The 24699-nt window shown below is 62.7% G+C and carries 20 protein-coding genes; 14 read left to right on the plus strand and 6 right to left on the minus strand.

Annotated elements, in window-relative coordinates; all coding sequences use genetic code 11:
* Nucleotides 1-101: 101 nt before the first annotated feature.
* From urtB to ureC, 10 genes are all read left to right on the plus strand, one after another.
* Nucleotides 102-1604, plus strand: a complete 1503-nt coding sequence (gene urtB, locus QIW53_RS13750; RefSeq protein WP_371050147.1) for an urea ABC transporter permease subunit UrtB — start codon at nt 102-104, stop codon at nt 1602-1604.
* Complete coding sequence (gene urtC, locus QIW53_RS13755) at nt 1604-2683, plus strand: urea ABC transporter permease subunit UrtC (protein WP_201193599.1); 1080 nt, start codon at nt 1604-1606, stop codon at nt 2681-2683. Before urtB ends, urtC begins: the two co-directional genes overlap by 1 nt.
* The gene (gene urtD, locus QIW53_RS13760; protein WP_371050148.1) at nt 2680-3549 is read left to right on the plus strand and encodes an urea ABC transporter ATP-binding protein UrtD; all 870 of its coding nucleotides are present in this window, start codon (nt 2680-2682) and stop codon (nt 3547-3549) included. The genes urtC and urtD overlap by 4 nt, the downstream gene beginning before the upstream one ends.
* A 133-nt stretch (nt 3550-3682) precedes the next feature.
* A complete protein-coding gene (gene urtE / locus QIW53_RS13765) occupies nt 3683-4381 on the plus strand; it encodes an urea ABC transporter ATP-binding subunit UrtE (protein ID WP_371050149.1) in 699 nt (232 codons plus the stop codon).
* A 143-nt stretch (nt 4382-4524) separates the two neighbouring features.
* Nucleotides 4525-5364 (plus strand): urease accessory protein UreD, encoded by an 840-nt coding sequence (locus QIW53_RS13770; RefSeq protein ID WP_371050150.1) that lies wholly within the window; start codon nt 4525-4527, stop codon nt 5362-5364.
* Between the two features lie 143 nt (nt 5365-5507).
* On the plus strand, nt 5508-5810 hold the full coding sequence (gene ureA, locus QIW53_RS13775; RefSeq protein WP_007915951.1) for an urease subunit gamma: 303 nt from the start codon (nt 5508-5510) through the stop codon (nt 5808-5810).
* Between the two features lie 9 nt (nt 5811-5819).
* Nucleotides 5820-6353 carry a GNAT family N-acetyltransferase gene (locus QIW53_RS13780; protein ID WP_371050151.1) on the plus strand — a complete coding sequence of 178 codons (534 nt, stop codon included), beginning with the start codon at nt 5820-5822 and terminating at the stop codon, nt 6351-6353.
* Nucleotides 6354-6359: 6 nt separating this feature from the next.
* Nucleotides 6360-6893 carry a GNAT family N-acetyltransferase gene (locus tag QIW53_RS13785; protein WP_192307763.1) on the plus strand — a complete coding sequence of 178 codons (534 nt, stop codon included), beginning with the start codon at nt 6360-6362 and terminating at the stop codon, nt 6891-6893.
* On the plus strand, nt 6893-7198 hold the full coding sequence (locus QIW53_RS13790) for an urease subunit beta (RefSeq protein WP_371050152.1): 306 nt from the start codon (nt 6893-6895) through the stop codon (nt 7196-7198). Before QIW53_RS13785 ends, QIW53_RS13790 begins: the two co-directional genes overlap by 1 nt.
* A gap of 139 nt (nt 7199-7337) precedes the next feature.
* Entirely contained in the window at nt 7338-9038 is a 1701-nt protein-coding gene (ureC, locus tag QIW53_RS13795) for an urease subunit alpha (protein ID WP_201193607.1), read from the plus strand.
* Nucleotides 9039-9101: 63 nt separating this feature from the next.
* Here the strand turns inward: ureC and QIW53_RS13800 are convergent, their stop codons facing one another.
* Nucleotides 9102-16025: an NEL-type E3 ubiquitin ligase domain-containing protein gene (locus tag QIW53_RS13800; protein WP_371050153.1), complete on the minus strand. Its 6924-nt coding sequence runs from the start codon at nt 16023-16025 to the stop codon at nt 9102-9104.
* Nucleotides 16026-16241: 216 nt separating this feature from the next.
* On the opposite strand from QIW53_RS13800, the gene QIW53_RS13805 reads away from it, so the two are divergent.
* A complete protein-coding gene (locus QIW53_RS13805; protein ID WP_371050154.1) occupies nt 16242-17366 on the plus strand; it encodes an ATP-binding protein in 1125 nt (374 codons plus the stop codon).
* 81 nt (nt 17367-17447) lie between these two features.
* Here QIW53_RS13805 and QIW53_RS13810 read toward each other — a convergent pair whose 3' ends face one another.
* Both QIW53_RS13810 and QIW53_RS13815 read right to left on the minus strand, forming a co-directional pair.
* Nucleotides 17448-17753 carry a chaperone modulator CbpM gene (locus QIW53_RS13810; RefSeq protein ID WP_192307758.1) on the minus strand — a complete coding sequence of 102 codons (306 nt, stop codon included), beginning with the start codon at nt 17751-17753 and terminating at the stop codon, nt 17448-17450.
* A gap of 23 nt (nt 17754-17776) precedes the next feature.
* On the minus strand, nt 17777-18724 hold the full coding sequence (locus tag QIW53_RS13815; protein ID WP_192307757.1) for a DnaJ C-terminal domain-containing protein: 948 nt from the start codon (nt 18722-18724) through the stop codon (nt 17777-17779).
* 297 nt (nt 18725-19021) lie between these two features.
* On the opposite strand from QIW53_RS13815, the gene QIW53_RS13820 reads away from it, so the two are divergent.
* Nucleotides 19022-20296 carry an Hsp70 family protein gene (locus QIW53_RS13820; protein ID WP_371050156.1) on the plus strand — a complete coding sequence of 425 codons (1275 nt, stop codon included), beginning with the start codon at nt 19022-19024 and terminating at the stop codon, nt 20294-20296.
* 46 nt (nt 20297-20342) lie between these two features.
* Here QIW53_RS13820 and QIW53_RS13825 read toward each other — a convergent pair whose 3' ends face one another.
* Nucleotides 20343-21356 carry an AI-2E family transporter gene (locus QIW53_RS13825; RefSeq protein WP_371050157.1) on the minus strand — a complete coding sequence of 338 codons (1014 nt, stop codon included), beginning with the start codon at nt 21354-21356 and terminating at the stop codon, nt 20343-20345.
* Nucleotides 21357-21526: 170 nt separating this feature from the next.
* A complete protein-coding gene (locus QIW53_RS13830) occupies nt 21527-21829 on the minus strand; it encodes a PsiF family protein (RefSeq protein WP_371050158.1) in 303 nt (100 codons plus the stop codon).
* A 170-nt stretch (nt 21830-21999) separates the two neighbouring features.
* Between QIW53_RS13830 and QIW53_RS13835 the strand changes: the two genes are divergently transcribed.
* Nucleotides 22000-22887 carry a DMT family transporter gene (locus tag QIW53_RS13835; protein ID WP_371050159.1) on the plus strand — a complete coding sequence of 296 codons (888 nt, stop codon included), beginning with the start codon at nt 22000-22002 and terminating at the stop codon, nt 22885-22887.
* A gap of 114 nt (nt 22888-23001) precedes the next feature.
* On the opposite strand, the gene QIW53_RS13840 is transcribed toward QIW53_RS13835, so the two are convergent.
* Nucleotides 23002-23892, minus strand: a complete 891-nt coding sequence (locus tag QIW53_RS13840) for an esterase/lipase family protein (RefSeq protein ID WP_371050160.1) — start codon at nt 23890-23892, stop codon at nt 23002-23004.
* A gap of 242 nt (nt 23893-24134) precedes the next feature.
* Here QIW53_RS13840 and QIW53_RS13845 point away from each other — a divergent pair, with 242 nt between their 5' ends.
* Entirely contained in the window at nt 24135-24665 is a 531-nt protein-coding gene (locus QIW53_RS13845; protein ID WP_371050161.1) for a ferritin-like domain-containing protein, read from the plus strand.
* Nucleotides 24666-24699 lie beyond the last annotated feature (34 nt).

Raw genomic sequence — 24699 nt, forward strand, 5'->3', positions numbered from 1 at the left:
GCTCGCGAAGGCGGTGTAACAGACACCATCGATGGCGACTGGTCCACCGCCTTCGCGAGCAAGCCCGCTCCCACATTTAGTCCGCGTCAAGGCGACTTCCTATGCCCACTGCCCTTTACCGTTTGATCCTCGCCATCGTCCTGTTGCTGCCGATGGTCAGTCACGCCGGCGATGCCGAAGACTTCGTTGCTGCCAATCCCGTGCAACAAGCCAAACTCCTCGAAGCCTGGGCTGCGCAGCCCGATCCGGTCCGCATCGAATTGATCAATGCCCTGCAACAAGGCGAGTTGACCGTCGATGGCCAACCCAAAACCCTGCGCCTGAACAACCGCCTGCGGGGTCTGATCGACACCGCCCTGGCCAGCCACCAATTGCTCGCCGCCGACGGCAAAATCCGCCTGGCCGCCGCGCAGCAACTGCAGAAAAGCGCCAAGCCGGCGCAGTTGAAATTCCTCGAGCAACAACTGGCGGGCGAACAGGACGAGCGCGTGCACGCCGCGCTGAGCCTGGCGCTGGCCAACCTGCAATTGGTCGACGCCGATCCGGCCGTGCGCCTTGCCGCCGTGCGTTTGCTCGGCGAAACCGGTGACCCGCTGGCACGCACGCGCCTCGAAAGCCTGCTCGACCCCGGCGTCGAAACCGACGCCGCCGTGCGCACCGCTGCCGAAACCAGCCTGGCGCAAGTCAAACGCAAACTGCTGATCGGCGAGATGCTCGGCCAGGCGTTCAGCGGCATGTCCCTCGGTTCGATCCTGCTGCTCGCCGCACTCGGCCTGGCAATCACCTTTGGCCTGCTCGGCGTGATCAATATGGCCCACGGCGAGATGCTGATGCTCGGCGCCTACTCGACCTATGTGGTGCAACTGCTGTTCCAGCGTTTCGCGCCGCAGGCCATCGAGTTCTATCCCTTGATCGCCCTGCCGGTGGCCTTCATCGTCACCGCCGCCATCGGCATGGCGCTGGAGCGCACGGTGATTCGCCACCTCTACGGTCGCCCGCTGGAAACGCTGCTGGCCACCTGGGGCATCAGCCTCATGCTGATCCAGTTGGTGCGATTGCTGTTCGGTGCGCAGAACGTTGAAGTGGCCAACCCCGAGTGGCTGTCCGGCGGGATTCAGGTGCTGCCCAACCTGGTGCTGCCGTACAACCGCATCGTGATCATCGCGTTCGCCCTGTTCGTGGTGGTGCTGACCTGGCTGCTGCTGAACAAGACACGCCTGGGCCTCAACGTGCGCGCCGTGACCCAGAACCGCAACATGGCCGCCTGCTGCGGTGTGCCCACCGGGCGCGTCGACATGCTCGCCTTCGGCCTCGGTTCGGGCATCGCCGGCCTCGGCGGCGTGGCGCTGAGCCAGATCGGCAACGTCGGTCCGGACCTTGGCCAGAGCTACATCATCGACTCGTTCCTGGTGGTGGTGCTCGGCGGTGTCGGGCAGTTGGCCGGCAGTGTCCTGGCGGCGTTCGGCCTGGGCATCGCCAACAAGATTCTCGAACCGCAGATCGGTGCCGTGCTCGGCAAGATCCTCATCCTCGCGCTGATCATTCTGTTCATCCAGAAACGTCCGCAAGGCCTCTTCGCACTGAAAGGACGGGTGATCGACTGATGAATCAACCTCTCTTGGTTACGGCCACCCGCAAAGCCGGCCCCACCGTCACGATAGTCATCGGGACCCTCATCCTCGCCCTGCTGCTGGCACTGCCGTTGCTGTCGCTGTTGCCGGCAGACAGCACGCTGCACGTCTCGGCCTACACCCTGACGCTGGTGGGCAAGATCCTGTGCTACGCCATCGTCGCCCTGGCGCTGGACCTGGTGTGGGGTTATGCCGGCCTGTTGTCCCTCGGCCATGGTCTGTTCTTCGCCCTGGGCGGGTATGCGATGGGCATGTACCTCATGCGCCAGGCGGCAGGCGATGGCTTGCCGGCGTTCATGACGTTCCTGTCGTGGACCGAGCTGCCCTGGTACTGGACCGGCACCAGCAGCTTCCTCTGGGCGATGTGCCTGGTGGTGCTGGCGCCGGGTTTGCTGGCCCTGGTGTTCGGTTTTTTCGCCTTCCGTTCGCGGATCAAGGGCGTGTATTTCTCGATCATGACCCAGGCCCTGACCTTCGCCGGCATGCTGCTGTTCTTCCGCAACGAGACCGGCTTTGGCGGCAACAACGGCTTCACCAATTTCCGCAGCATTCTCGGCTTTGGCATCACCGAACCGGGGACGCGCGCGGTGCTGTTCTTCGCCACGGTGCTGTTGCTGGTGGCGAGTCTTTACATCGGCTGGCGCCTGGCGCAAAGCAAGTTCGGCCGGGTCCTGACCGCCCTGCGCGACGCGGAAAACCGCCTGATGTTCTGCGGCTACGATCCCCGGGGGTTCAAGCTGTTCGTCTGGGTGTTGAGTGCGGTGCTATGTGGTTTGGCCGGTGCGCTGTATGTGCCGCAGGTCGGCATCATCAACCCGAGCGAGATGTCGCCCACCAACTCCATCGAAGCGGCCGTCTGGGTCGCGCTCGGCGGGCGCGGCACACTGATCGGGCCATTGCTCGGCGCCGGCGTGGTCAACGGCATGAAGAGCTGGTTCACCGTAGCGTTCCCGGAATACTGGCTGTTTTTCCTCGGCGCGCTGTTCATTGTCGTGACCCTGTACCTGCCCAAAGGCGTGATCGGCCTGCTGAAAAAGAGAGGTGAACAATGAGAGTCACTGCCACGGCTGAATTCATGCTCGAGCCGGCCTTTTATCCGCCGCATCCGAACAAGGATGCCGGTAGCAGCCGCGATGCCATCGGCCTCGGCCAGCGCGTCGGCCCCGGCCTGAACACCCGTCACGGCACCGTCCTGACCCTGGAGGACATCAGTGTCAGCTTCGATGGTTTCAAGGCCCTGAACGACCTGACCCTGTACATCGGTGTTGGCGAGCTGCGCTGTATCATCGGCCCCAACGGCGCGGGCAAGACCACACTGATGGACGTCATCACCGGCAAGACCCGGCCCAGCCATGGCAAGGCCTGGTTCGGCGAAACCCTGGACCTGACCAAGATGAGCGAGGTGCAGATCGCCCAGGCCGGCATCGGCCGCAAGTTCCAGAAGCCGACCGTGTTCGAAGCCTTGAGCGTGTTCGAAAACCTGGAGCTGGCGCAGAACACCGATAAATCGGTGTGGGCCAGCCTGCGGGCGCGCCTGAGCGGCGAGCAGAGGGACCGCATCGGCGAAGTGCTGGAGACCATTCGCCTGACCGCGTCGGTCAATCGACCGGCCGGTTTGCTGTCCCACGGGCAGAAGCAGTTCCTGGAAATCGGCATGTTGCTGATGCAGGACCCGCAACTGCTGCTGCTCGACGAGCCGGTGGCCGGCATGACCGACGCCGAGACCGAATTCACCGCCGAACTGTTCAAGCGCCTGGCGGGCAAGCATTCGCTGATGGTGGTGGAACACGACATGGGCTTCGTCGGCGCCATCGCCGACCACGTCACCGTGTTGCACCAGGGCAGCGTACTGGCCGAGGGCTCGCTGGAGCAGGTGCAGGAAAATGAGCGGGTGATCGAGGTTTATCTCGGTCGCTGAGGTGTGCGAACACTGATTCGACGGTGGGAGCGGGCTTGCTCGCGAAAGCAATTTTTTGATCAACATCGTTGTTACCTGACAGACCGCTTTCGCGAGCAAGCCCGCTCCCACAGGGAATTGAGGAGAGTTTGAAATGCTGCAAGTCGACAAACTGCACCAATACTACGGCGGTAGCCACATCCTTCGCGGCCTGACGTTCGACGTGAAAGTCGGCGAAGTCACCTGCCTGCTCGGACGCAACGGCGTGGGCAAGACCACGTTGCTCAAGTGCCTGATGGGCCTGTTGCCAGCCAAGGAAGGCGCGGTCAACTGGGAGGGCCAGCCGATCACCACGCTCAAACCGCACCAGCGGGTGCACGCCGGGATCGCCTACGTGCCCCAGGGCCGTGAAATCTTTGGCCGGCTGACCGTCGAAGAAAACCTGCTGATGGGCCTGTCGCGATTTCCCGGCCGTGAAGCGAAGGAAGTCCCGGCGTTCATCTACGAGCTGTTCCCCGTGCTGCTGCAAATGAAGCACCGACGCGGCGGCGACTTGTCCGGCGGCCAACAGCAACAGCTGGCCATCGGCCGTGCCCTGGCCAGCCGGCCCCGCCTGCTGATCCTCGACGAACCCACCGAAGGCATCCAGCCGTCGGTGATCAAGGAGATCGGCGCCGTGATCAAGAAACTCGCAGCGCGCGGCGACATGGCGATCCTGCTGGTGGAACAGTTCTACGATTTCGCCGCCGAACTGGCCGATCAGTACCTGGTGATGTCCCGGGGCGAGATCGTGCAACAGGGCCGAGGCGAACACATGGAAGCCGAAGGGGTGCGCGGGCTGGTAACGATCTAGCCGGACGCACCATATTGTTGCGCTGCGCACCACCAGCAGCCCCTGCTTGGTGCGCACCAGCCCCTCATCTCTGCCGAAGCGCTGCAATCCCTCGCGGCACAGCCTTTGCAATCCTTCAAGGACCACCCCGACAAGCACTGACTATGACCCTCCCCGCGACTGGCGCCTTGTTCACCCCCAGCTGGCATGCCGAGCTGGACCTGGGCTATGCCCGATTCGGTGACAGCACGCGCCCGATCCAGCGTCGGCACAAAGGTCCGCTGCGGGTGCAGAAGCATCTGTATGCCGAAGGGCCTGAAGTGTGCCAGCACATCATCGTCCATCCGCCGGGCGGGATTGCCGGCGGTGATCGCCTGGACATCAGCGCCAGCGTCGGCCGCGACGCCTGGGCACAGATCACCAATCCCGGTGCGGCCAAGTGGTATCGCGCCGCCGCTCCCGCCTATCAACAACTGGAGGTGCGTGTCGCTGCCGGCGCTACCCTGGAGTGGCTGCCTCAGGAAACCATCATCTTCAGCGCGGCGCAGGCTGAACTGAGCACCGCCATCGACCTGGAAGGCGACGCCCGGTTGTTCTACTGGGATGTGGTCGCGCTCGGACGCCCGGCCAGCGGCGAGCGCTTCGACCTCGGGCATTTTCAGGCGCGGCTGGACATCCGCCGCGACGGGCGCCTGCTCTGGCATGAACGTCAGCGCATCACCGGCGGCGACGGTTTGCTCGACTCCCCCATCGGCCTGGATGGGCAACCGGTGTTCGCAACATTGCTGGTGACGGGAGAGATCGACCCAGACCTGCTGGAGCGTTGCCGCCGCTTGCCCCATGATGTGCGCGGTGACCTGACCCAGTTGCCGGGGCTGCTGGTGGCCCGCTGCCTGGCCAGTGAAGCGTTGCTGGCGCGGGGCTGGTTGATCGAGCTGTGGAAACTGCTACGCCCGGCCCTGCTTGGCCGCGAAGCAGTCTCCCCACGAATATGGAGCACCTGAATGCAATCCAGACTGTGGGAGCGGGCTTGCTCGCGAAGGCGCACTGACATTCAACGCTTATGCTGCCTGATACACCGCATTCGCGAGCAAGCCCGCTCCCACAGCGTGATCTGACCTTTTCAATCTGCCCTGATGGACTCCAAATGGACCTGACCCCACGCGAAAAAGACAAGCTGCTGATCTTCACCGCCGGCCTGGTGGCCGAGCGACGTTTGGCACGCGGTGTGAAACTCAATTACCCGGAAGCGATGGCCTACATTTCCGCCGCGCTGCTCGAAGGCGCCCGTGACGGTCAGACCGTCGCCGAACTGATGCACTTCGGCACCACCCTGCTCAGCCGCGAACAAGTGATGGAAGGCATCCCGGAAATGATTCCGGAGATTCAGGTCGAAGCCACCTTCCCCGACGGCACCAAACTGGTCACCGTCCACCAACCGATCGTCTGAGGCCGCGCCATGACCTATTCCATCCGCGATGCGGTGCACGCCGACCTGCCAGCGGTCCGCGACATCTACAACGACGCCGTACTCAACACCACGGCGATCTGGAACGAGCAGGCAGTCGACCTGGGCAACCGTCAGGCCTGGTTCAGCGCCCGGCAATCCCAGGGCTATCCGATTCTGGTGATCGTCGACGGCGATAACAGCGTCCTGGGCTACGCTTCGTTTGGTGACTGGCGCCCGTTCGACGGATTCCGCCACACCGTGGAGCACTCGGTCTACGTGCGCAGCGACCAGCGAGGCAATGGCCTGGGCCCGCAGCTGATGGACGTATTGATCGAGCGCGCCAGGGCCTGCGACAAGCACGTGATGGTCGCGGCCATCGAAAGCGGCAACGCCGCTTCCATCCGCCTGCATGAACGCGCGGGCTTCGTGACCACCGGGCAAATGCCGCAAGTGGGCACCAAGTTCGGTCGCTGGCTGGACCTGACCTTCATGCAATTGATCCTCAATCCTGGCGCCGAACCTCCCGCCGCCAGCAAGGAGTAACGCTCGATGAACGCCGCTCAACTGCGCCGCGTCAATATTGAAAGCTTTGCGCACTATCGCCAGGGATTGATCGACCTGCTGCTGGACGCCGTCGGTTATGGCGCCAGCGTCGGTTTCATGGCTGACCTGGATGCCGCCCAGGCACGCGCCTATTTCGATGAGGTGCAGGTGCAGTTGGGCAAAGGCAATGTGCTGCTGTGGGTCGTGGTCAAGGACGAACAGGTGCAGGCCAGTGTGCAACTGACCCTGTGCCAGAAGGCCAACGGCCTGAACCGCGCCGAAGTGCAGAAACTGCTGGTGCGCGAACATGCGCGCCGCCGTGGCCTGGGCCAGCAGCTGATGAGCGCCCTGGAACAGGCCGCGCTGCAGCACAAGCGCGGCCTGCTCTACCTCGACACCGAAGCCGGTTCGCCCGCCGAGGATTTCTACAAGGCCCTGGGTTACACCCGCGTCGGGGAAATTCCCGACTACGCCTGCGACCCCAGCGGTCGCTACAAGCCAACCGCCCTCTACTACAAGATTCTTCAGGGAGCCCACTGATGATTCCCGGTGAACTGCAGGTCCAGCCTGGCGACATCGAACTCAATGCCGGCCGTCGCACCCTCAGCCTGAAAGTGGCCAACAGCGGCGACCGGCCGATCCAGGTCGGCTCGCATTACCATTTTTTCGAAACCAACGACGCCCTCACGTTCGACCGCGCCGCCAGTCGCGGCATGCGCCTGAACATCCCGGCCGGCACCGCCGTGCGATTCGAACCGGGGCAGAGTCGCGAGGTCGAGCTGGTCGACCTGGCCGGGCATCGGCGCGTGTTCGGCTTTGCCGGGCGGGTCATGGGTGATCTGTAGGTTTTTTGCTGTCTGTACCGGCCTCTTCGCGGGCAAGCCCGCTCCCACAGGTTTGTGGTGATCCCTGCAGGCGCCGGCTTGCCGGCGATAGCGAGCTACGCGAGCGGTTTCAAATTCAATTGAATCTCAAGGCATGCCCATGAAAATCTCAAGACAAGCCTACGCCGACATGTTCGGCCCCACCGTGGGTGACAAGGTCCGTCTGGCCGATACCGAGCTGTGGATCGAAGTCGAGAAGGACTTCACCACCTACGGCGAAGAAGTGAAGTTCGGTGGCGGCAAGGTCATTCGCGACGGTCAGGGCCAGAGCCAGTTGCTCGCCGCCGAGGTGGTCGACACGGTGATCACCAATGCCCTGATCGTCGATCACTGGGGCATCGTCAAGGCCGACGTCGGTCTCAAGGACGGGCGCATCGCCGGCATCGGCAAGGCGGGCAACCCGGACGTGCAACCGGACGTGACCATTGCCATCGGCGCCGGCACCGAAGTCATCGCCGGCGAGGGCATGATCCTCACCGCAGGCGGCATCGACACCCATATCCATTTCATCTGCCCGCAGCAGATCGAAGAGGCGCTGATGAGCGGTGTCACCACCATGATCGGTGGCGGCACCGGCCCGGCCACCGGCACCAATGCCACCACCTGCACGTCCGGGCCGTGGCACCTGGCGCGGATGCTCCAGGCGGCGGACGCCTTCGCGATGAACATCGGCCTGACCGGCAAAGGCAACGCCAGCCTGCCGGAGCCGTTGATCGAACAGGTCAAGGCCGGTGCCATCGGCCTCAAGCTGCACGAAGACTGGGGCACCACCCCCGCGAGCATCGACAACTGCCTGAGCGTGGCGGATCAGTACGACGTGCAGGTCGCCATCCACACCGACACCCTCAACGAATCCGGTTTCGTCGAAACCACCCTCGCCGCCTTCAAGGGCCGCACCATCCACACCTATCACACCGAAGGCGCGGGCGGTGGTCATGCACCGGACATCATCAAGGCCTGCGGCTTCCCGAACGTGCTGCCCAGCTCGACCAACCCGACCCGCCCGTTCACCCGCAACACCATCGATGAGCACCTGGACATGCTGATGGTCTGCCACCACCTGGACCCGAGCATTGCCGAAGACGTGGCCTTCGCCGAAAGCCGCATCCGCCGCGAGACGATTGCCGCCGAGGACATCCTCCACGACCTCGGCGCGTTCTCGATGATCAGCTCCGACAGCCAGGCCATGGGCCGGGTCGGCGAAGTGATCACGCGCACCTGGCAGACCGCCGACAAAATGAAAAAACAGCGCGGGCCACTGCCTGGCGACGGCGCTGGCAATGACAACTTCCGCGCCAAACGCTACATCGCCAAATACACCATCAATCCGGCGATCACCCACGGCATCAGCCATGAGGTGGGCTCGGTGGAAGTGGGCAAATGGGCCGACCTGGTGCTGTGGCGCCCGGCGTTTTTCGGCGTCAAGCCGACGCTGATCCTCAAGGGTGGCGCCATTGCGGCGAGCCTGATGGGCGATGCCAACGCCTCGATTCCGACACCGCAGCCGGTGCACTACCGACCGATGTTCGCCAGTTTCGGCGGTTCGCTGCACGCCACCAGCCTGACCTTCATCAGCCAGGCGGCGCAGGCGGCCGGCCTGCCCGAAGCCCTGGGCCTGAAAAAGACAATCGCCGTGGTCAAGGGCTGCCGCGAGGTGCAGAAAACCGACCTGATCCACAACGATTACCTGCCGGACATCGACGTCGACCCGCAGACCTACCAGGTCAAGGCCGACGGGGAATTGCTGTGGTGCGAACCGGCTGAAACCCTGCCGATGGCACAGCGTTACTTCCTGTTCTGAGCGATTCCCTGTCGCAGCTGCCGAGCCTGCGAGGCTACGTCCGGCTCGGCAGCGGTCTTCGAATCAGCGCCGAGGCCGCCCCATCAGGTTCCGCGAGGTGCCGGGTTGCGGCTGCGCGGAAACAGCGGGTGCGGCTTCGCCGGTGACTCGTCGGGACAGCTCGATCAGCTTTTGATTGCGCTCGATGCTGAGTTCGATGTTGAGCGTTTCCACCGCGGCTTTGTAGGCGTCACTCCCCACCGTTTCATGAGCATGGTCATCCTCGAAACGGCTTTGTTTGTCCGCCGCGCTCTGGTCAAGCACGCTGAACTCTTCAGGGTATTTTTCCCGCAGGAATTGCACCCAGAAATCACGGCCAATCAGGTTTTCATAAAAGGCCTCGGTTTTTTCCAGGCCTTCGATGGTGGCGCGTGCGGTGCTGAGGATCGTTCCGCTGATAGGCCTGCCGTATTGCATGTTCCTGGGTTGCCCGGGCAACTCCAGCCCGTCGCTCCAGCCCTGGGTCAGGCCAATCCTGTATTCCAGGCGTGCTTCCGCCTGATCGGTGTATCCCCTCGCCTTCTTGGCCAGGTCCTCGACTTTGTTCAGGCGGAACAGCTGTCGGCCCAGGCGCAGCAACGCGCGGCCTCTCTGCTCCAGCTGACCCGGCGCAATATCCTGCAAGACGTTGCGTTCGAAGACCTTCACCTCAAGTTCACTGAAGGTCAGAATCCGCCCGTCCACGCACGTCCCGTGGGTGCTGGACATGCCGAACAATATTTCCCTGAGCTCGCTATCCTCACCCGCCGCACTGGCCACCACCCACATCCGTCGTGTCAGGTCGGCGCGGGCCAGGCGGAACTCCGGGGTGAGTTGCAACAGGGCCAGCAGGTGAAAAAACGCCCCGTTATCCGGCTCGGCCGCCAGTCGGTTCCACAGCGCTCGGCGCTCGGCCATCAACCCCGGATCCTGCATTTCCAGCCAAGGCTTGAGCTGTTCAGGCCCGGCCTCCACGTGCGTGATCACCTCATCCGGCAAGACCGGGTGTACCTCATCCTCACCGTCGCTGCCCAGATCGTCGATCAGCTCATCAAGCAAGTCAGGTGTATAACCCAACCATGCGTTGGGCGTGACGCTGCGCCCGTAGTCCCTGATCTGCTCCAGCTGGTGACGCGAAAAGCTATTGTCGGACACGTCCGTATGCGCCATCAGCACGTCGTGGTGCCCGTCGAGTGCTTCCTCCGGAATCGTCGCCATGCGGTTGCCGCTGAGGTTCAGCACGCGGAGATGATCGGCCTGCAGCACGCCTTCGGGCCAGTCCGTGATCCGGTTGTTGCGCAAATCCAGTTCTTCCAGTCGCGGCAGTGATTCGACGCTGAAAGACTGTAGGTTGTTGTAGCTCAGGTCGAGCATGCGCAATTGCTCAAGGGAACCCAGCGCCGAATAGATATTCTCGGGTGCCAGCAGACCGGTACTCGACAGGTCCAGCCGTTCCAGCGCGCTCATCGACTCAAGTGCCCGGGGCAAGACGTGCAACGGCTGGCCACCCAGCGCCAGGCTGTGCACGTTGGGAAATGCGTTCAGGAAGCCATTGGAACCCTGCCCGGTCAGACGCACACCGGTCAGGTTCAAATCGCCCACATGGGGGAAATCCAGCGCCAGTTCAGGCAGATCGCCCAGCTGCAGGCCGTTGAAGTCAAGGCGATGGTCGGCCACACCGTTCCAGCCAATCAAACCTTCCTGCCAACACTCGATGATGCGCAGTGCGGCCAACCGGCGAGAGTGCGCCGACACGTCCCAGCCCGTCCCTCGGGTTCCACGGGTAAACAGCCAACCGTTCAAGCGACGGGTCAAGTCTTCCAGGGTCCGGTGCCAACCGTCGATGCGCTCGCTGATTTGCGCGCTGCCCAGGCCTTCCTTGCGCAGCTTCTCAATGGCATGCAAGGGTTCGTCGTCCACCATCCAGCGGACGGCTTTCAAACGCTGGGCAAGCCAGGCCGTGCCTTCGCCGGCCGGCACTTGCGCGGGCAACGGCCACAGATTCCCGGCAATCGAGGCCCCCGTCTCGGTCGGTGGAAAGTCCCGAGGCACCGGCTCACGGTCGAAGCGTTCGAGGGCGCCGGGCGGCAAGCCTTTGCTCAGTTCGACCCGGGCCCGCGCGGCACTCAGCGCCTGCAAGGCCTGTGGCGTCAACGGCGCGCCACTCAGGTGGGTGCCGATCACCAGGTCGTCGCGGGCCAGGGCGGCTTCCGGCAGCGTGGTAATCGCGGTGCCCCCCAGGTCCAGCCAAGTCAGTTCAGCCAGGTTCTCGGCGCCCGTCGGCCACACCTGCAGATTGGTCCCGTTCAGGTTCAAGGCCTTGAGCTCGCTCATGGCGCTGACATCCAGGCCCACTGACGAGGTGCCGGCATCGGCGAAGCGGCTGCCACTCAGGTCGAGGTTTTGCACCCGATTGAAACCGCTGACAAAACGACGGGTCTCCTCGAGAGAGGCAGCGCCCCCGCGCAGGATCAGGGTCTCTACGTGCTCAAAGTCCCGGGCGGCCAGCTCCGGAAGTTGGTTGATCGACATCAGGTTCAGTTTTAGACGCGTCGAGTAATCCGTTGAGCCGTAGCGGCGCAGCAGTCCACTGTGCCAGCTACTTCTCAGGGCAGCCCCAATGTCCCAACTTTTTTCCACCTCAAGCACAAACAACTTGGATAGCCACACATGGAGGCGGCGATAGAACACATCGTACTCGTCGCCCAAGGCTTCGATGGCGTTGAACCTGGCTTCGGCGCCCTCCCAGCGCTGGAGAAACGACTGAAACAAAAAGCCGGAACGCTCTCCCCCCGGCCCCGGAGCGTTGGACGTCTCGCCAGCCCCGCCAAACTGCCGCAGCTCTCCTCTGCAGTGATCCGCGACCATTTCTTCCAGGTCGATCAAGTGCACAGGCTGGCGTCTCACATAGTGATAAGCCACCTTGAACGTTTCGCGCGTGAGCCAGGACCAGTCCAGAGAGAGTCCGGACAATAACCGATCATGCCCGCCCTCGAACAATCTGCCGGGCAACTGGTAGACGAAGCTGCCACGCATGTTCAGACGCTCCAGGTGAGGCAACTCGAGCACACCCGCCGGCCAGGCCTGTGCGGTGGCATTCGTGATGGTCAGGCTGCGCAGGTTGCTCAGGCGGCTCACATCAAAGTCTTCGGCCCTCTGCAGTACCCCTCGCAGTTCCAATTTTTCGAGCCTGACCAGGTTCTCGAGCCTGGCGATTTCCGCCGCACTGTAGGGGAAGTTCGAGGCCAGGCTCAGATCGGTGAGTTGCTCCATGCCGTCCAGCGCCCGAGGAACCGTGCGCAACCGCATACTGCCGGTGATCGACAGTTTTTCGAGCTGCTGAAAAGAGCCCAACAGCCCTTCGATGGTCGCGCTGGTCATGCCCACGCCGCCAACCGACAATTCCCTGATATGGGAAAAATCCGCCGACAGCGGCGGCAACGAATCGTGGCAGGACAGTTCGAGCCGCGCATACCTCGGGTTTCCCCCGGCCTTGGGCGAATTTTTCCAGGCTGACTTGATCGCATCCGCCGCCGGGCCTTTGCCATCCAGCATGGCGCGCAGCGCGCTGTCCCCGCCCACCCATTGATCAAGGGTCGCCTCCAGCGCCTGCCACTCGCGCAGACGGTTGCTCAGCAGGTGGAAAATCTGCTGGTTGGACTGGCCAAGCCCCCACTGTTCGAGGAGAAACTTGAGGGCCTCGACATCGGACAGGTCCGGGTAAACATCCTGCACTCGACTGGTCAGCTCGCCGGTCGCATCAGCACCCCGTCCGCTGGATAGGTAGCCCCACTGCTTCTGTGCAATACGCCGGGGTGGCCTGGCTGCGGTTTTATCGCGCAGCCATTGCGCCGACTCGGTGGGATGCGCGGTGGCATAGTCGATAACCGCGCGCCGCAAATCAGCGCTTTGGCCCACGCTGGGGATTCCCAACGACTGACGTGCGTCGTCGGGCAAGGCATGCAGGATGGAGGCGAAAAAGTTATCGCCCGTTCGCGGCAGGCTGTTGAGGGTTTCGCCCCGCTCGTTGAATGCCTGGTAAAACGGCCCTTTTTTCACCACGAACTTACGGTTGCCGCTGTTTTCGTTGCCAATGCCATCGAGCAGTTCCCCTTCAATCCCGCCCTCGCGAATTTCCAGGCGTACATCACCCTTCCAGCCCGGCAATTTTTCCAGGATATGCAGCGCCAGGCGCTTGCTGTCCGCCCACACCAGGTTTTCCATGTGCAAGCCGGCAAAGGCTTCTGTCAAGCGGCCTTGTTGCACGTACCAGCGGGCCTGTTCCAGCAAGCGCAACGATAAGCGGGCGGTGCCCTCAAGCCGTGTCAGCTCCTCGACCGTGGCGTCGTCCAGCACGCTGATTGCCGCCGATTCGCTGAGTCCGGGGCACAGCCGTTGCAGCTTGGCGACCCGGGGGTCCACCGGGCCCAAACCCTTGTAGAGACTTTCGAACAGGGCCGGCTGACGGGTTCGGGCGAAATCGGCGATCTGCTTGCGCAACTCCCTAGGCCGTAATGCTTTCACACGCGCCGGTTCGCCACCGAGCAGGCGGGTGATTTCCGACTCTTCGAGCCCCGCCAGAATGAGCGCAGGCAGGTTGCCGCTCAGGACATCGGCCCGGGTAATGCAGATGGCTGGCTTCAGTTTGACGCCGGGATACAGCCGCTCGGAACCGTATTTGAGCGATTTCCCCGACAGTTCCGGCCCTTCGAACACTTTCAGCACCCGCCCGACCGGCCAGCGTGGCAACTCGGTGACCAGGGGCAGGGTGAACAAGTAGCGATCATCGATGGCGTGACCGGTCTCGATCTGTTCGATGACTTGCGCCACGCCATGGTCAGCTTCGAACAAACGCAGAGCATCGGTCAGCTCGGGTGGCGGCGGCGCGTTGTCCAGGTGCATTTTGCGCAAGGCGCTGTCGCTGACACCACTGACGTCGGCGATCTGCAGCAGTCGCTGGTCGGAGAAAGTGTCGGTCACCGGTCCAATGCGCCGTAGCAGCGTCAGGCGGTCCCAAGTCTGCGGCCGCTCCAGGGTATGCCGCCAGGCGCCGGTGCCGTTGTGGGCGAGCGGTGGCTGGTAGGCTTGGGGGTCGCTGGGGTGCTTGATGCGCCAGCGTTTCAGTTGCGGGTCGTAGGTTTTTTGATAAAACCGATTGTCGATCCGGACATGGGTCTTACCGTCGAACTCGAATTGCCCCAGGTCAGTGGCCGGCACGTCGCGGTCCACGGAAACGGCGCGTTCATAGCCCTTCAAATCGGCCTTCCACAAGCGGGTGTCGCCATTGGGCAGCGTGACCGGGTCGAGTTGCTCGATCACCGGTTCGGCCTTGACCGCAGTCAGCTTGGCCAGGCCTTTGCCGACACCGGCCGCCACGGCGAAAAACGCCAGGTTCTCGGCCACGTCGATCAGGTGCGCCTTGGCCGCCTTGCGATCGCCCTCGCTCCATTCAATCGAGGCTTCGAACGTTTCGGACATCAGCTGGCCGGCGATCGCCACCATCATGACCTCGCCCAACACCGGGACGAACATGCTCACCGTGGTCAGGACCAGCATGCCGATGTTCAACAGAAAGGCGAACTTCTCGGAACGGACCCGGGCATCGACATCCGCCGTGGGCACTGCGTGGCTGCGCGCGTCGGCCAGGACTTTGTCGCGATGCTGCTCGTAGAGATAACCCCACAGATCGATGTTCTCGACCCACAGCCCCTGGCCGGTTCGGACCTGAACCCGAGGGGCGAGAAAAGGGTCGTCATTCGGCTCCTGATTGATCGTGGTGGGCGGCAATTTCTTGAAGCCTGCAAAGGGATTGATCCCCTGCAACAGCGTGTTGAGGATCGACGCATAGGGGCTGAGCTTCTGCCCCAGCGGTCTGCCGGACGCATTCTGGGTGAACTCGTTGAAGTAACGCGCAAGATCGCCGTATGCCACGAACTGGCTGAAAAACCGTTGATACTCGGTCGGGCTGCCGTCCCTGGGTTGCGCCGCATCGCGGGCGGTGAAACGGCGCTTGAACATCGCCGTCAGGTCCTCATAGAGGTAGCGCTTGAGGGGATGCTCCGGATCGTTGGGGATATACACGATCATTTCGCCACCGTAGCGGTACTTTTCACAGATGTAGAACACCACGCAGCCGGTCATGGTGAGGTTCATCAGGCACAGGTCGCGGAACCACACCTGCTTTTTGCCCATCCACGGATGCACTTCGCCGTCGATCACCGACACGATCATGGTGTAGTCCGCCGGCGTGATGTCCTTTTTCAGCAACGCCAGGTCAGCCGCAGCACGTAACGCGGCTTTCTGGGATTCGATGAAGGGTTGGCGGAGCGCCTTTTGCGCTTGCGCGTCGGCGGTTTTGAAGAATGCCTTGAGGTACACCTGATATTTCGCGCCGATATCCAGCGAGCGGCACAGCCCGGTAAATTGCGTCACGGTCAGGGTGATGCTGACGGAACTGAACGTGCCCGGCGTAGGGTTCTCCACCAGGAAACCCGAGGACTCGTGAAACGCCCCGTCCTCGGTTTCCGAGGCTTCGAAATTATGCAGGGCGGCCTGCAGCAGCGGCAGCCTCAACACCTCGAAGGATCCGATATCGACGCCAAGGACGCCCCACTCCAGCGGCTGCCTGAGGCAGATCAGGGTCTTGTCGACGTCCAGTGTGACGCTGAACCGGTCCTTCAAGGCCTTGACCAGCAGAGGTCTGGCAAACGTGTCGACGTCCAGGAAAGCTGACATGGCCTTGTCGAGTCGGGTCTGCGCAGCGAAGCTGGCGGTGGCGCGATAGCCCAGCGCGTCGCGTTGTGCGCGGGTCGTGTCCTTGAGCCAGTCCGGCGTGGGCGTGGCGCTGTTTTTCAGGGCCGCGCGACGTTCCGGGGTAGCGTTGACCAGCCAGTCGGGAATGGCTTTTTCGAGGAACAGGCCGTGGATGCTCGCGGTAGCGGCCGGGGTTGCTGCAGTGGGGTCAGACATGGCGTCTCTCCTGTGAAGTGGAGCGCTAGGACACCATCTCGGGCAACTGCATTTGCGGTACATAGTTGTTTTGGGGTGGGCGGGCGATGGTGCAAATGCACCTGTGTGTCGCCTCGATAAAAGCGCATTGTCGCGCCGCCGCGCCTGAGGTTTTTTTCCTGCGTAAAGGCGCTACTATGCGAAACATCCCGTTTTCAAATACCCAGGAACCCGGCCATGCGCCTCTCGCAATTCATAAGGCAACAGGTTGACCTTATCGTCGATGAATGGGAGCAATTCGCAAGCACGATCACGCCGGCGGCCGAGAACATGGACCGCGCAGCCCTGCGTGATCACTCCAAAGAGATCCTGTTGGCCGCCGCGCGGGACATGGACACCGCGCAGAGCGCCAGCGAGCAACGGGCCAAATCCATGGGCGAGGGCCCGGAAAAAACCCCGAGCCTGGATCAGGCCGGCGCCAGCCACGGTGAGCTGCGACACACCGTAGGCTTCGACCTGGTGCAGATGACCAGCGAATTCCGCCATTTGCGCGCCGTTGTCATTCGCCGGTGGGTCGAGAGCCTGCAATCGCCGGACATCATCTACTTCCAGGACATGATCCGCTTCAACGAAGCCATCGACGAGGCACTGGCCGAATCCACGGCGGCCTATGCCGAACGGGTCAACCGCTCGCGGGACATCTTCCTGGCGATCCTTGGCCACGATCTGCGCGCGCCGCTGCAAGCCGTGAGCATGTCCACCGACTTGCTGCTGCGCAAGGCCAGCCTCGAAGGCGAGGCGCTGAAATGCGCAACCCACATCCAGCGCGGTGCTCGGCACATGGCGGTGATGGTCAGCGACTTGCTGGAACTGGTGCGCAGTCGCCTGGGCAAGAGCCTGCCCATCGAGCCGGCGCCCATGGACCTTGCCGATGCGGCACAGGCGGCCATCGCCGAAGCCTGCGCCGGCCAGCCCGAGTGTGACCCGACGCTGAACGTGCACGGCGACACCCGCGGTATCTGGGACGCCGGGCGCCTCGATCAACTGCTGCGCAACCTGATCGGCAATGCCTTGCAGCACGGTTTGAACAAGCGAGACGTGACCGTGACGCTGACCGGCGAACCCGACACGGTACGCCTCACCGTGCACAACCACGGCACACCGATTCCTGAAATCGCCATCGGCACGATCTTCGATCCGTTGGTGCGCAGCGTTGACGAAGCACTCGGCCAGCCGACCACCAGCCTTGGGCTGGGCCTGTTCATCGTCAAGGAAGTGGTCAACGCCCATGCAGGGACCATCGAGGTCAGCTCCAGCGAGGCGGACGGGACACTGTTTACCGTGGTGTTGCCCAGGGGGTAGACCCGGACACCACGCTGTTACGCTCATCGCTAGCCTGCTCGCGAAGGGCCCGGGTCGGCCCACACGAGAACAGCAGAATGCTCAGTCGACGACCAGCCGCCCCAGGCGCTGCTTGAGCATCTTGTTCTCGGCCCGCAGTTGCTGGACCTCTTCCAAGAGGTCCAGCGCCAGGGCGACGCCTTCCCATTCCAGTTCCAGGTCGTGCCGCAGCTTGGCGGCACGCTTGGCCAGGGTCAGCTCGTAATCGGTGAAACGCCAGTCCTTGGGCTGCCGGCCTTGAGGTTCGAGGATGCCGTGTTCGACGATTTCGATCACGTAGACGTCCGACAGATCGGTCGCCTCACAGAATTCTGCCATGTCCAGTTGAACGATCAGGGGGCTGCTCATCGTGGGCTACTCCGTCTCGGGTATCAGAAGTTCTCTCTGGGGTCGAACGCGGCTTTTTTCGCCAGTTCCTGCCACAGTGCCTTGACCTCGTCGCTGGATGCCTTGGGCATCACGGCCTTGAGTTGCACGAACAGGTAGCCGCGTTGCCCGGCCTTGTTCAGCAGGCCGTGGCCCTTGGCGCGCATGCGCTGGCCATTCTGGCTGCCGGCGGGCACCTTGAGGTTGATCTTGCCGGTCAGGGTCGGCACGGCCACTTCGGTGCCCAGCGCCAGTTCCCACGGTGCCAGCGGCAAGGTGATGATCAGGTTTTCACCTTCGACGTCGAACTTGGGGTGCGGCGCGAAGCGAATGATCAGGAACAGGTCGCCATTGGCCCCGCCGCCGATGCCCGGCGCGCCCTGCCCCTTGAGGCGGATGCGTTCGCCGTCGGTGACACCGGCCGGAATCTTCACGTTCAGGCTCTTGCTGGTATTGCTGACATGTTGGCCCGCCGCGTTGTACTGCGGCACCTGGAAGGTCACCTTCTTCGACTCGTTGGACAGGGTTTCCTCAAGGAAAATCGCCAGTTCCATTTCCACGTCCTGCCCTCGGCGCCCAGCGCTACGACCCGATTGTCCACCGCCAAAACCAGGCCCACGGTTGCCGAAGATCGAACTGAAGAAGTCCGAAAAGTCGCCCGAGCCCTGGCCACCACCGAAACCGGCGCCGCCACGTCCCTGCCAACCCGGCGGGCCCTGGAACGGCTGGCCGTGCTGGCCGTATTTGCGCAAGTCGTCATACTCGGCGCGCTTGTCCGCGCTTTTCAGCGCTTCATAGGCTTCCGAGGCGTCCTTGAACTTGGCCTCGGCATCTTTTTCCTTGCTGACGTCGGGGTGGTATTTGCGCGCGAGCTTGCGATAAGCGGCCTTGATCGTCTTATCGTCCGCGGTCGGTTCCACACCGAGAATCTTGTAATAGTCTTTGAAGTCCATCTAAGGATCACCATCCGTTATCGATATCGCGCCGTCACCGGCAGTCTGCGCGTATTTGCAGGCGCCGGGTTGACCGATCTCAAGTTTGTGACCGGGTAGCGCATCAGAAGTTTATCGGCAGCGGTGGGCGGTTCTTGCGACCGTCCGATGGCTGCCAGGGTCAATGCAGACAAGTTGGGGGCATCCAGGCTGCTTATCAAGGCGCTATTGTCCGAGATTTAGCGGATAGTCGGCCTTCGAATCTGCGCCGCTCTGACATACACTGCGCGGCCGTTTTTTAACCGGAACCTGAAAGTCATGAAAAACGCATCTCCAGCCCGTGCCTGTGGTATCGACTTCGGCACGTCCAACTCCACCGTCGGCTGGCTGCGCCCCGGCATGGAAACGCTGATCGCGCTGGAGGACGACAAGATCACCCTGCCGTCGGTGGTGTTCTTCAACATGGAAGAGCGCCGCCCGGTGTACGGCCGACTGGCACTTCACGAGTACCTGGAAGGTTACGAAGGCCGCCTGATGCGCTCGCTCAAGAGCCTTCTGGGTTCCAAGCTGATCAAGCACGACACCAGCGTGCTGGGCACGGCGATGCCCTTCAAGGACCTGCTCGGGCTGTTCATCGGCCAGTTGAAGAAGCGCGCCGAGACGACCGCCGGTCGCGAATTCGATGAAGTGGTACTCGGGCGTCCGGTGTTTTTTGTCGATGACGATGAAATGGCCGACCAGGAAGCGGAAAACACCCTGGTGGACGTCGCCCGTGCCATCGGTTTCAAGGACGTGTCCTTCCAGTACGAACCGATTGCGGCGGCGTTCGACTACGAGTCGACCATCGAGAACGAAGAGCTGGTGCTGATCGTCGACATCGGCGGCGGTACATCGGACTTCTCCCTGGTGCGCCTGTCGCCGGAGCGCCGTGGCCACGACAACCGCCAGGACGATATCCTCGCCACCGGTGGCGTGCACATCGGCGGGACCGACTTCGACAAGCAACTGAGCCTGCAAGGCCTGATGCCGCTGTTCGGCTACGGCAGTCGGATGAAGAGCGGTGCCTACATGCCCACCAGCCACCACATGAACCTGGCGACCTGGCACACCATCAACTCGGTGTACTCGCAGAAGTCGCAGCTGGCGCTGGGCAGCATGCGCTACGACATCGAGGACACGGGCGGCATCGACCGGCTGTTCAAGCTGATCGAGCAACGCGCCGGGCACTGGCTGGCGATGGAAGTGGAAGAAACCAAGATCCACCTGACCCACGCCGACAGCCGCCACGTACCGCTGGACCGCATCGAGCCGGGCCTGAGCGTGGAACTGAGCCGCGCGCTGTTCGAGTCGGCCATCGACAACCTGCTGGAGCGTGTGCGCAACAGCGTGACCCAACTGCTGACCGACGCCAACGTTCGGGTCGATCAGGTGGACACGGTGTTCTTCACCGGCGGTTCGAGCGGGATTCCGGCGCTGCGCAACAGTGTGTCGGCCATGTTGCCGAATGCACGGCATGTGGAAGGGAACATCTTTGGCAGCATCGGCAGCGGTCTGGCGATTGAGGCGGCGAAGCGTTACGGTTCGATGGACTGATCCAACACCGAGTCCCGTCCATCGCTGGCAAGTCAAAACTGCCGGATCAAACCATCCCCACCTGCTTCAACTCACTCTTCAAATACGCGTAATAAATCGGCCCTGCCACCACCCCCGGCAGGCCGAAAGCGGCCTCGAACACCAGCATCGCCAGGAGCAACTCCCAGGACTTGGCGCTGATCTGTCCGCCGACGATGCGTGCGTTGAGGAAGTATTCGAGCTTGTGGATGACGATCAGGTAACCCAGCGCCGCCACCGCGACCCAGATCGACAGGGACAGGCCGACGATGGTGATCAGGGTGTTGGAGATCAGGTTGCCGATCACCGGCAACAGGCCGAGCAGGAAGGTCAGGACGATCAGGGTCTTGGTCAGGGGCAGCTTGATGCCGAACATCGGCAGCACCACCGCCAGGAAAATCCCGGTGAAGAAGGTGTTGAGCAGGGAAATCTTGATCTGCGCGAACACGATGTTGCGAAAGGCCTGGACCAGCAGGTGCAGACGATCGAACAGTGCGGCGGCCAGCGGTTTGCGCTTGGTCAGGTCGGGGATACGCTGCAAGGCGATGATCGCCCCCAGCACCATGCCGATCAGCAGCGTCACGAACATGTGCGCGGCGTCCTTGCCAACCAGTTGCAGGTCGCTGAGGTGCTTGCTCAGCCAATCGCCGATCGCCACGCGGAACTCGGCGGCACTGGCCGGCAGGTAGGCATCGACGAACGGCGGCAACTGCCCGCGCGCGCGGTCGACCACGTGCATGAATTTATCGAGGGACGCGCCAGGGTTTTCCGCCTCGTGCAGCAGGAAGCTGATGGCGCCGGCAAAGATCAGCGCCAGCACACTCACCACCAGGGTTCCCAGCAACGCCACGGCCAGCCAGCGCGCGCGGCGGCCTTCGATCAGGCGCTGCAATTGCGGGGTCAGCATGTTGACCAGCTCGAACACCAACAGCCCGGCCAGCAGGCTGGGCAGCAAGCGCAACGGGATCACCAGGAGCAACCCACCGAAGATGATGACCCAACTGATGACCAGCAGGACTTGGCGTTGAGAAAACGTTGGCATACAGCCTCAAACGAACGGCGTAAAAGGATTGGCAGTCTGCCAGCGTTCGGGTGTCAGCACTAGGGATTGTCCCGGGTGGGGAAGTGAAATTCAGGCGACCCTGCCGGCCCCATCGTCGGGCGGCGTTCCGACGATGGGGCCGGACGGCCGGCAAAAAATCCCGGACCCGGTTATTTCTTCAGGCAGCTGCTCATGAACGCCTTGCGCTCATCACCCTTGAGGGCCTTGGTCGCGGCATCGGCATTGCAGGTTTTCATTTTCTCCTGCTGCGGGGTCAGAGCCTTGGCGTCGTTGGCCGCCGGTGCTGCCTTGAGGCAGGTGCTCATGAAGGCCTTGCGCTCGTCGCCCTTGAGGCTCTTGGCGCTGGCGTCGGCATTGCAGGTGGTCATCTTGTTCTGCTGCGCCGTGGCGGCGAAGCCCTGGGAACAAAGCAGCAGCCCGATCATCAACAAAGGGACACGCAACATCTTCATGGAGTTTTCTCCTTGTCGCCGCACCGAGGGGCACGGCCTCGTCCTGAAGTGTAGACAAGGCCTGTTACACATTCCTGCGACCCCGGCGCATGTCGGAGGCAGGGCCATGGGCGTGGGCATTGCCGCCAGACCGTGGATAATGGCCATCCATTAACGTTCTGGTTGTCCTGATGCAATACGCTTACCCCCTGCTGGCCATTTTCATCTGGGCCGGCAACACCGTGATCACCAAAATGTCGGCTGGGGCGATTTTCCCCGCCGAGATCGGCTTTTACCGCTGGCTGCTGGCCGGGTTGCTGTTCACACCGTTCATGTTCAAGTCGGTCATTGCCCATTGGCCGGCGATTGCTGCCAACCTGGGCAAGATTTTCATCCTCGGCGTGCTGGGGATGGCGGTTTACCAGAGCTTGGCGTACTTCGCCGCCAGCATGACCACGGCCACCAACATGGGCATCATTCTCTCGCTGATGCCGTTGATGTCGCTGGCCATGGCCATCGCCAGCCTTGGCCAGCGCCTCACGGCGGGGGCGCTGGCCGGCGCAATGCTGTCGCTCATCGGCGTGCTGGTCGTGGTGTCCTCCGGCAGCCTCGCGACATTGATGGAACACGGGCTGAACCTGGGCGACGGGCTGATGCTGATTGCCACCCTGGCCTACGCGCTCTACAGCACACTGCTGAAAAAATGGCAGTTGCGCCTGCCGCCCCTGGTGTTGCTGTACCTGCAAGTGCTGGTGGCGGTGATCGTGTTGTTCCCGCTGTTCGCCGCGTCGCCGAAGATCGGCCCGACGCCGCAGAACATTCCTCTGGTCCTGTACGCCTGCCTGCTCGCTTCGATGGTTGCACCACTGGCGTGGATGCAGGCGGTGGTGCGTCTGGGGCCGAGCCGGACCGTGATGTTCTTCAATCTTCTGCCCCTGATTACCGCGCTGATCGCCGCCGTGGTGTTGCGTGAACAGTTGGCGATGTATCACCTGGTGGGAGGGGCTTTGACGCTGGGCGGAGTGATTGTTTCGGAGCGGTGGACGACGGTGTTGGGGCGTCAAAGCCGCAGTGCCTGAGCGGACGCTATCGCGGGCAAGCCCGCTCCCACAGTGGTCAATAGTGCTCACCTATATTGTGTTCACTCAGATCCCTGTGGGAGCGAGCCTGCTCGCGATTGGGAGCGACGCGGTCTACAGGCCAGCCGCCTTGAGGCGCCCCGCATGCTCGACAAACAGGCGAATCGGCTCCGCTCCCTTGCCCACCAACCCCAGCGACTGGTTGACGATGTCGAAATGATCCAGCGGGTAATCGTCGCCAATCACGGTGCCCAGGTGCGAGCTGTAGCGCCCGACCATGCCGTCGCACTGCCCGGCTTCGCGCACGAAGGTGGTCGCGAACAGCCGACAGCTGCGGTTGGTGCCGTCCAGCAGGTTGCGTCCACGGTCAGTCTTGCCCGGCTGCAGGGTGCCTGACCACGAGTAGTAGCGCACGCCGTTGACCTCTTCCGGCCCGTGCCCGCCCCAGGTGTCGGGCAGGCCCTGTGGATAACGCTGATTGAACAGCGCCACCCCCGCCGTGGTCAGGGATTCGTGAGACGCGTGAATATCCACGGGCAACTTCGGTCCGCGATAACCGGTGTCCAGCAGCCCCATCACCGCACCGATCAGGCGCAGGAAAAACGCCAGCAGCCGCCCCTTGGCGCTGTCCGCCGGGTAATGGGTGTGGATGTGATCGGCCAGTTCCGAACCATGGTTGGGACCGGCCACCGAGGTCACCGAGGCCACGCGATCCGGGCGCTTGGCCGCTGCGTAGCGGGCCGTCAGCGAGCCCTGGCTGTGGCCGATCAGGTTGACCTTCTCGGCGCCGGTTTCACGCAGAATCTCCTCGATCCGCGCCAGCAACTGTTCACCGCGCACCTCCGTGGAGTTGAGCGGCGAAACCTGCACCGCGATCACCGTCGCCCCGCCACGGCGCAACGCTTCGACAATGCCATACCAGTAGGGGTAGAGCACCAGCCGGATGAACCCGAGCATTCCCGGAACCAGCACCAACGGATAACGCGTGGCCGAACCTTGCGACATGGGGACATCCTTGTGAGCGGTGAGGTAACACCCGGCTGGATGCAAGACATCCGCCAAGCATCGCCAGAGAAAATGACAACTCGACGAGCAGTCTATGACATCGCGCATTCCGCGCCCGTCCTGGCTCGGGTTTGCGATGGGCAAATTGCATCAAACTTTTACCCCACCTCCGGACTCACACCCTATGTAGCGATTGCCCCATAGAAGGCGACGCCCATCGGATTAGCCTCCAGGAGAACGAAATGAATGACATGCATTTGTCTGATGTAACGACGCTTCGCGCCCGTGCCCGCCAGAACGTCGAGAACGGCGCGGTCACTGAAAGCTACAGCGCCGACCGCGAGGAAGTACTGCGCCTGCTCAACGAATCACTGGCTACCGAGCTTGTGTGCGTGTTGCGTTACAAGCGCCACTACTTCATGGCCAGCGGACTGAAAGCTCATGCCGCCGCCGACGAATTCCTCGAACACGCCAACCAGGAGGCCGCACACGCCGACCGTCTGGCCGAGCGCATCGTGCAATTGGGCGGCGAGCCCGAGTTCAATCCTGACCTGCTGTCGAAGAACTCCCATGCACAGTACGTCGCAGGCAACACGCTCAAGGAAATGGTCTACGAAGACCTGGTGGCCGAGCGTATCGCCATCGACAGCTACCGCGAGATCATTCAGTACGTCGGCGAGAAGGACCCGACCACCCGCCGCATTTTCGAAGACATCCTGGCTCAGGAAGAAGAGCATGCGGATGACATGGCGGACATCCTGCAGGATTTGTAGCGTCTGACACGCCCTATCGCGAGCAGGCTCGCTT

The sequence above is a fragment of the Pseudomonas fluorescens genome (assembly GCF_041354075.1).
Lineage (GTDB): Bacteria > Pseudomonadota > Gammaproteobacteria > Pseudomonadales > Pseudomonadaceae > Aquipseudomonas > Aquipseudomonas fluorescens_CE.

Coding starts and splice junctions, on each gene's coding strand:
- urtB (WP_371050147.1), top strand. CDS start 102: ATGCCCACTGCCCTTTACCGTTTGATCCTCGCCATCGTCCTGTTGCTG.
- urtC (WP_201193599.1), top strand. CDS start 1,604: ATGAATCAACCTCTCTTGGTTACGGCCACCCGCAAAGCCGGCCCCACC.
- urtD (WP_371050148.1), top strand. CDS start 2,680: ATGAGAGTCACTGCCACGGCTGAATTCATGCTCGAGCCGGCCTTTTAT.
- urtE (WP_371050149.1), top strand. CDS start 3,683: ATGCTGCAAGTCGACAAACTGCACCAATACTACGGCGGTAGCCACATC.
- QIW53_RS13770 (WP_371050150.1), top strand. CDS start 4,525: ATGACCCTCCCCGCGACTGGCGCCTTGTTCACCCCCAGCTGGCATGCC.
- ureA (WP_007915951.1), top strand. CDS start 5,508: ATGGACCTGACCCCACGCGAAAAAGACAAGCTGCTGATCTTCACCGCC.
- QIW53_RS13780 (WP_371050151.1), top strand. CDS start 5,820: ATGACCTATTCCATCCGCGATGCGGTGCACGCCGACCTGCCAGCGGTC.
- QIW53_RS13785 (WP_192307763.1), top strand. CDS start 6,360: ATGAACGCCGCTCAACTGCGCCGCGTCAATATTGAAAGCTTTGCGCAC.
- QIW53_RS13790 (WP_371050152.1), top strand. CDS start 6,893: ATGATTCCCGGTGAACTGCAGGTCCAGCCTGGCGACATCGAACTCAAT.
- ureC (WP_201193607.1), top strand. CDS start 7,338: ATGAAAATCTCAAGACAAGCCTACGCCGACATGTTCGGCCCCACCGTG.
- QIW53_RS13800 (WP_371050153.1), bottom strand. CDS start 16,025: ATGTCTGACCCCACTGCAGCAACCCCGGCCGCTACCGCGAGCATCCAC.
- QIW53_RS13805 (WP_371050154.1), top strand. CDS start 16,242: ATGCGCCTCTCGCAATTCATAAGGCAACAGGTTGACCTTATCGTCGAT.
- QIW53_RS13810 (WP_192307758.1), bottom strand. CDS start 17,753: ATGAGCAGCCCCCTGATCGTTCAACTGGACATGGCAGAATTCTGTGAG.
- QIW53_RS13815 (WP_192307757.1), bottom strand. CDS start 18,724: ATGGACTTCAAAGACTATTACAAGATTCTCGGTGTGGAACCGACCGCG.
- QIW53_RS13820 (WP_371050156.1), top strand. CDS start 19,022: ATGAAAAACGCATCTCCAGCCCGTGCCTGTGGTATCGACTTCGGCACG.
- QIW53_RS13825 (WP_371050157.1), bottom strand. CDS start 21,356: ATGCCAACGTTTTCTCAACGCCAAGTCCTGCTGGTCATCAGTTGGGTC.
- QIW53_RS13830 (WP_371050158.1), bottom strand. CDS start 21,829: ATGAAGATGTTGCGTGTCCCTTTGTTGATGATCGGGCTGCTGCTTTGT.
- QIW53_RS13835 (WP_371050159.1), top strand. CDS start 22,000: ATGCAATACGCTTACCCCCTGCTGGCCATTTTCATCTGGGCCGGCAAC.
- QIW53_RS13840 (WP_371050160.1), bottom strand. CDS start 23,892: ATGTCGCAAGGTTCGGCCACGCGTTATCCGTTGGTGCTGGTTCCGGGA.
- QIW53_RS13845 (WP_371050161.1), top strand. CDS start 24,135: ATGAATGACATGCATTTGTCTGATGTAACGACGCTTCGCGCCCGTGCC.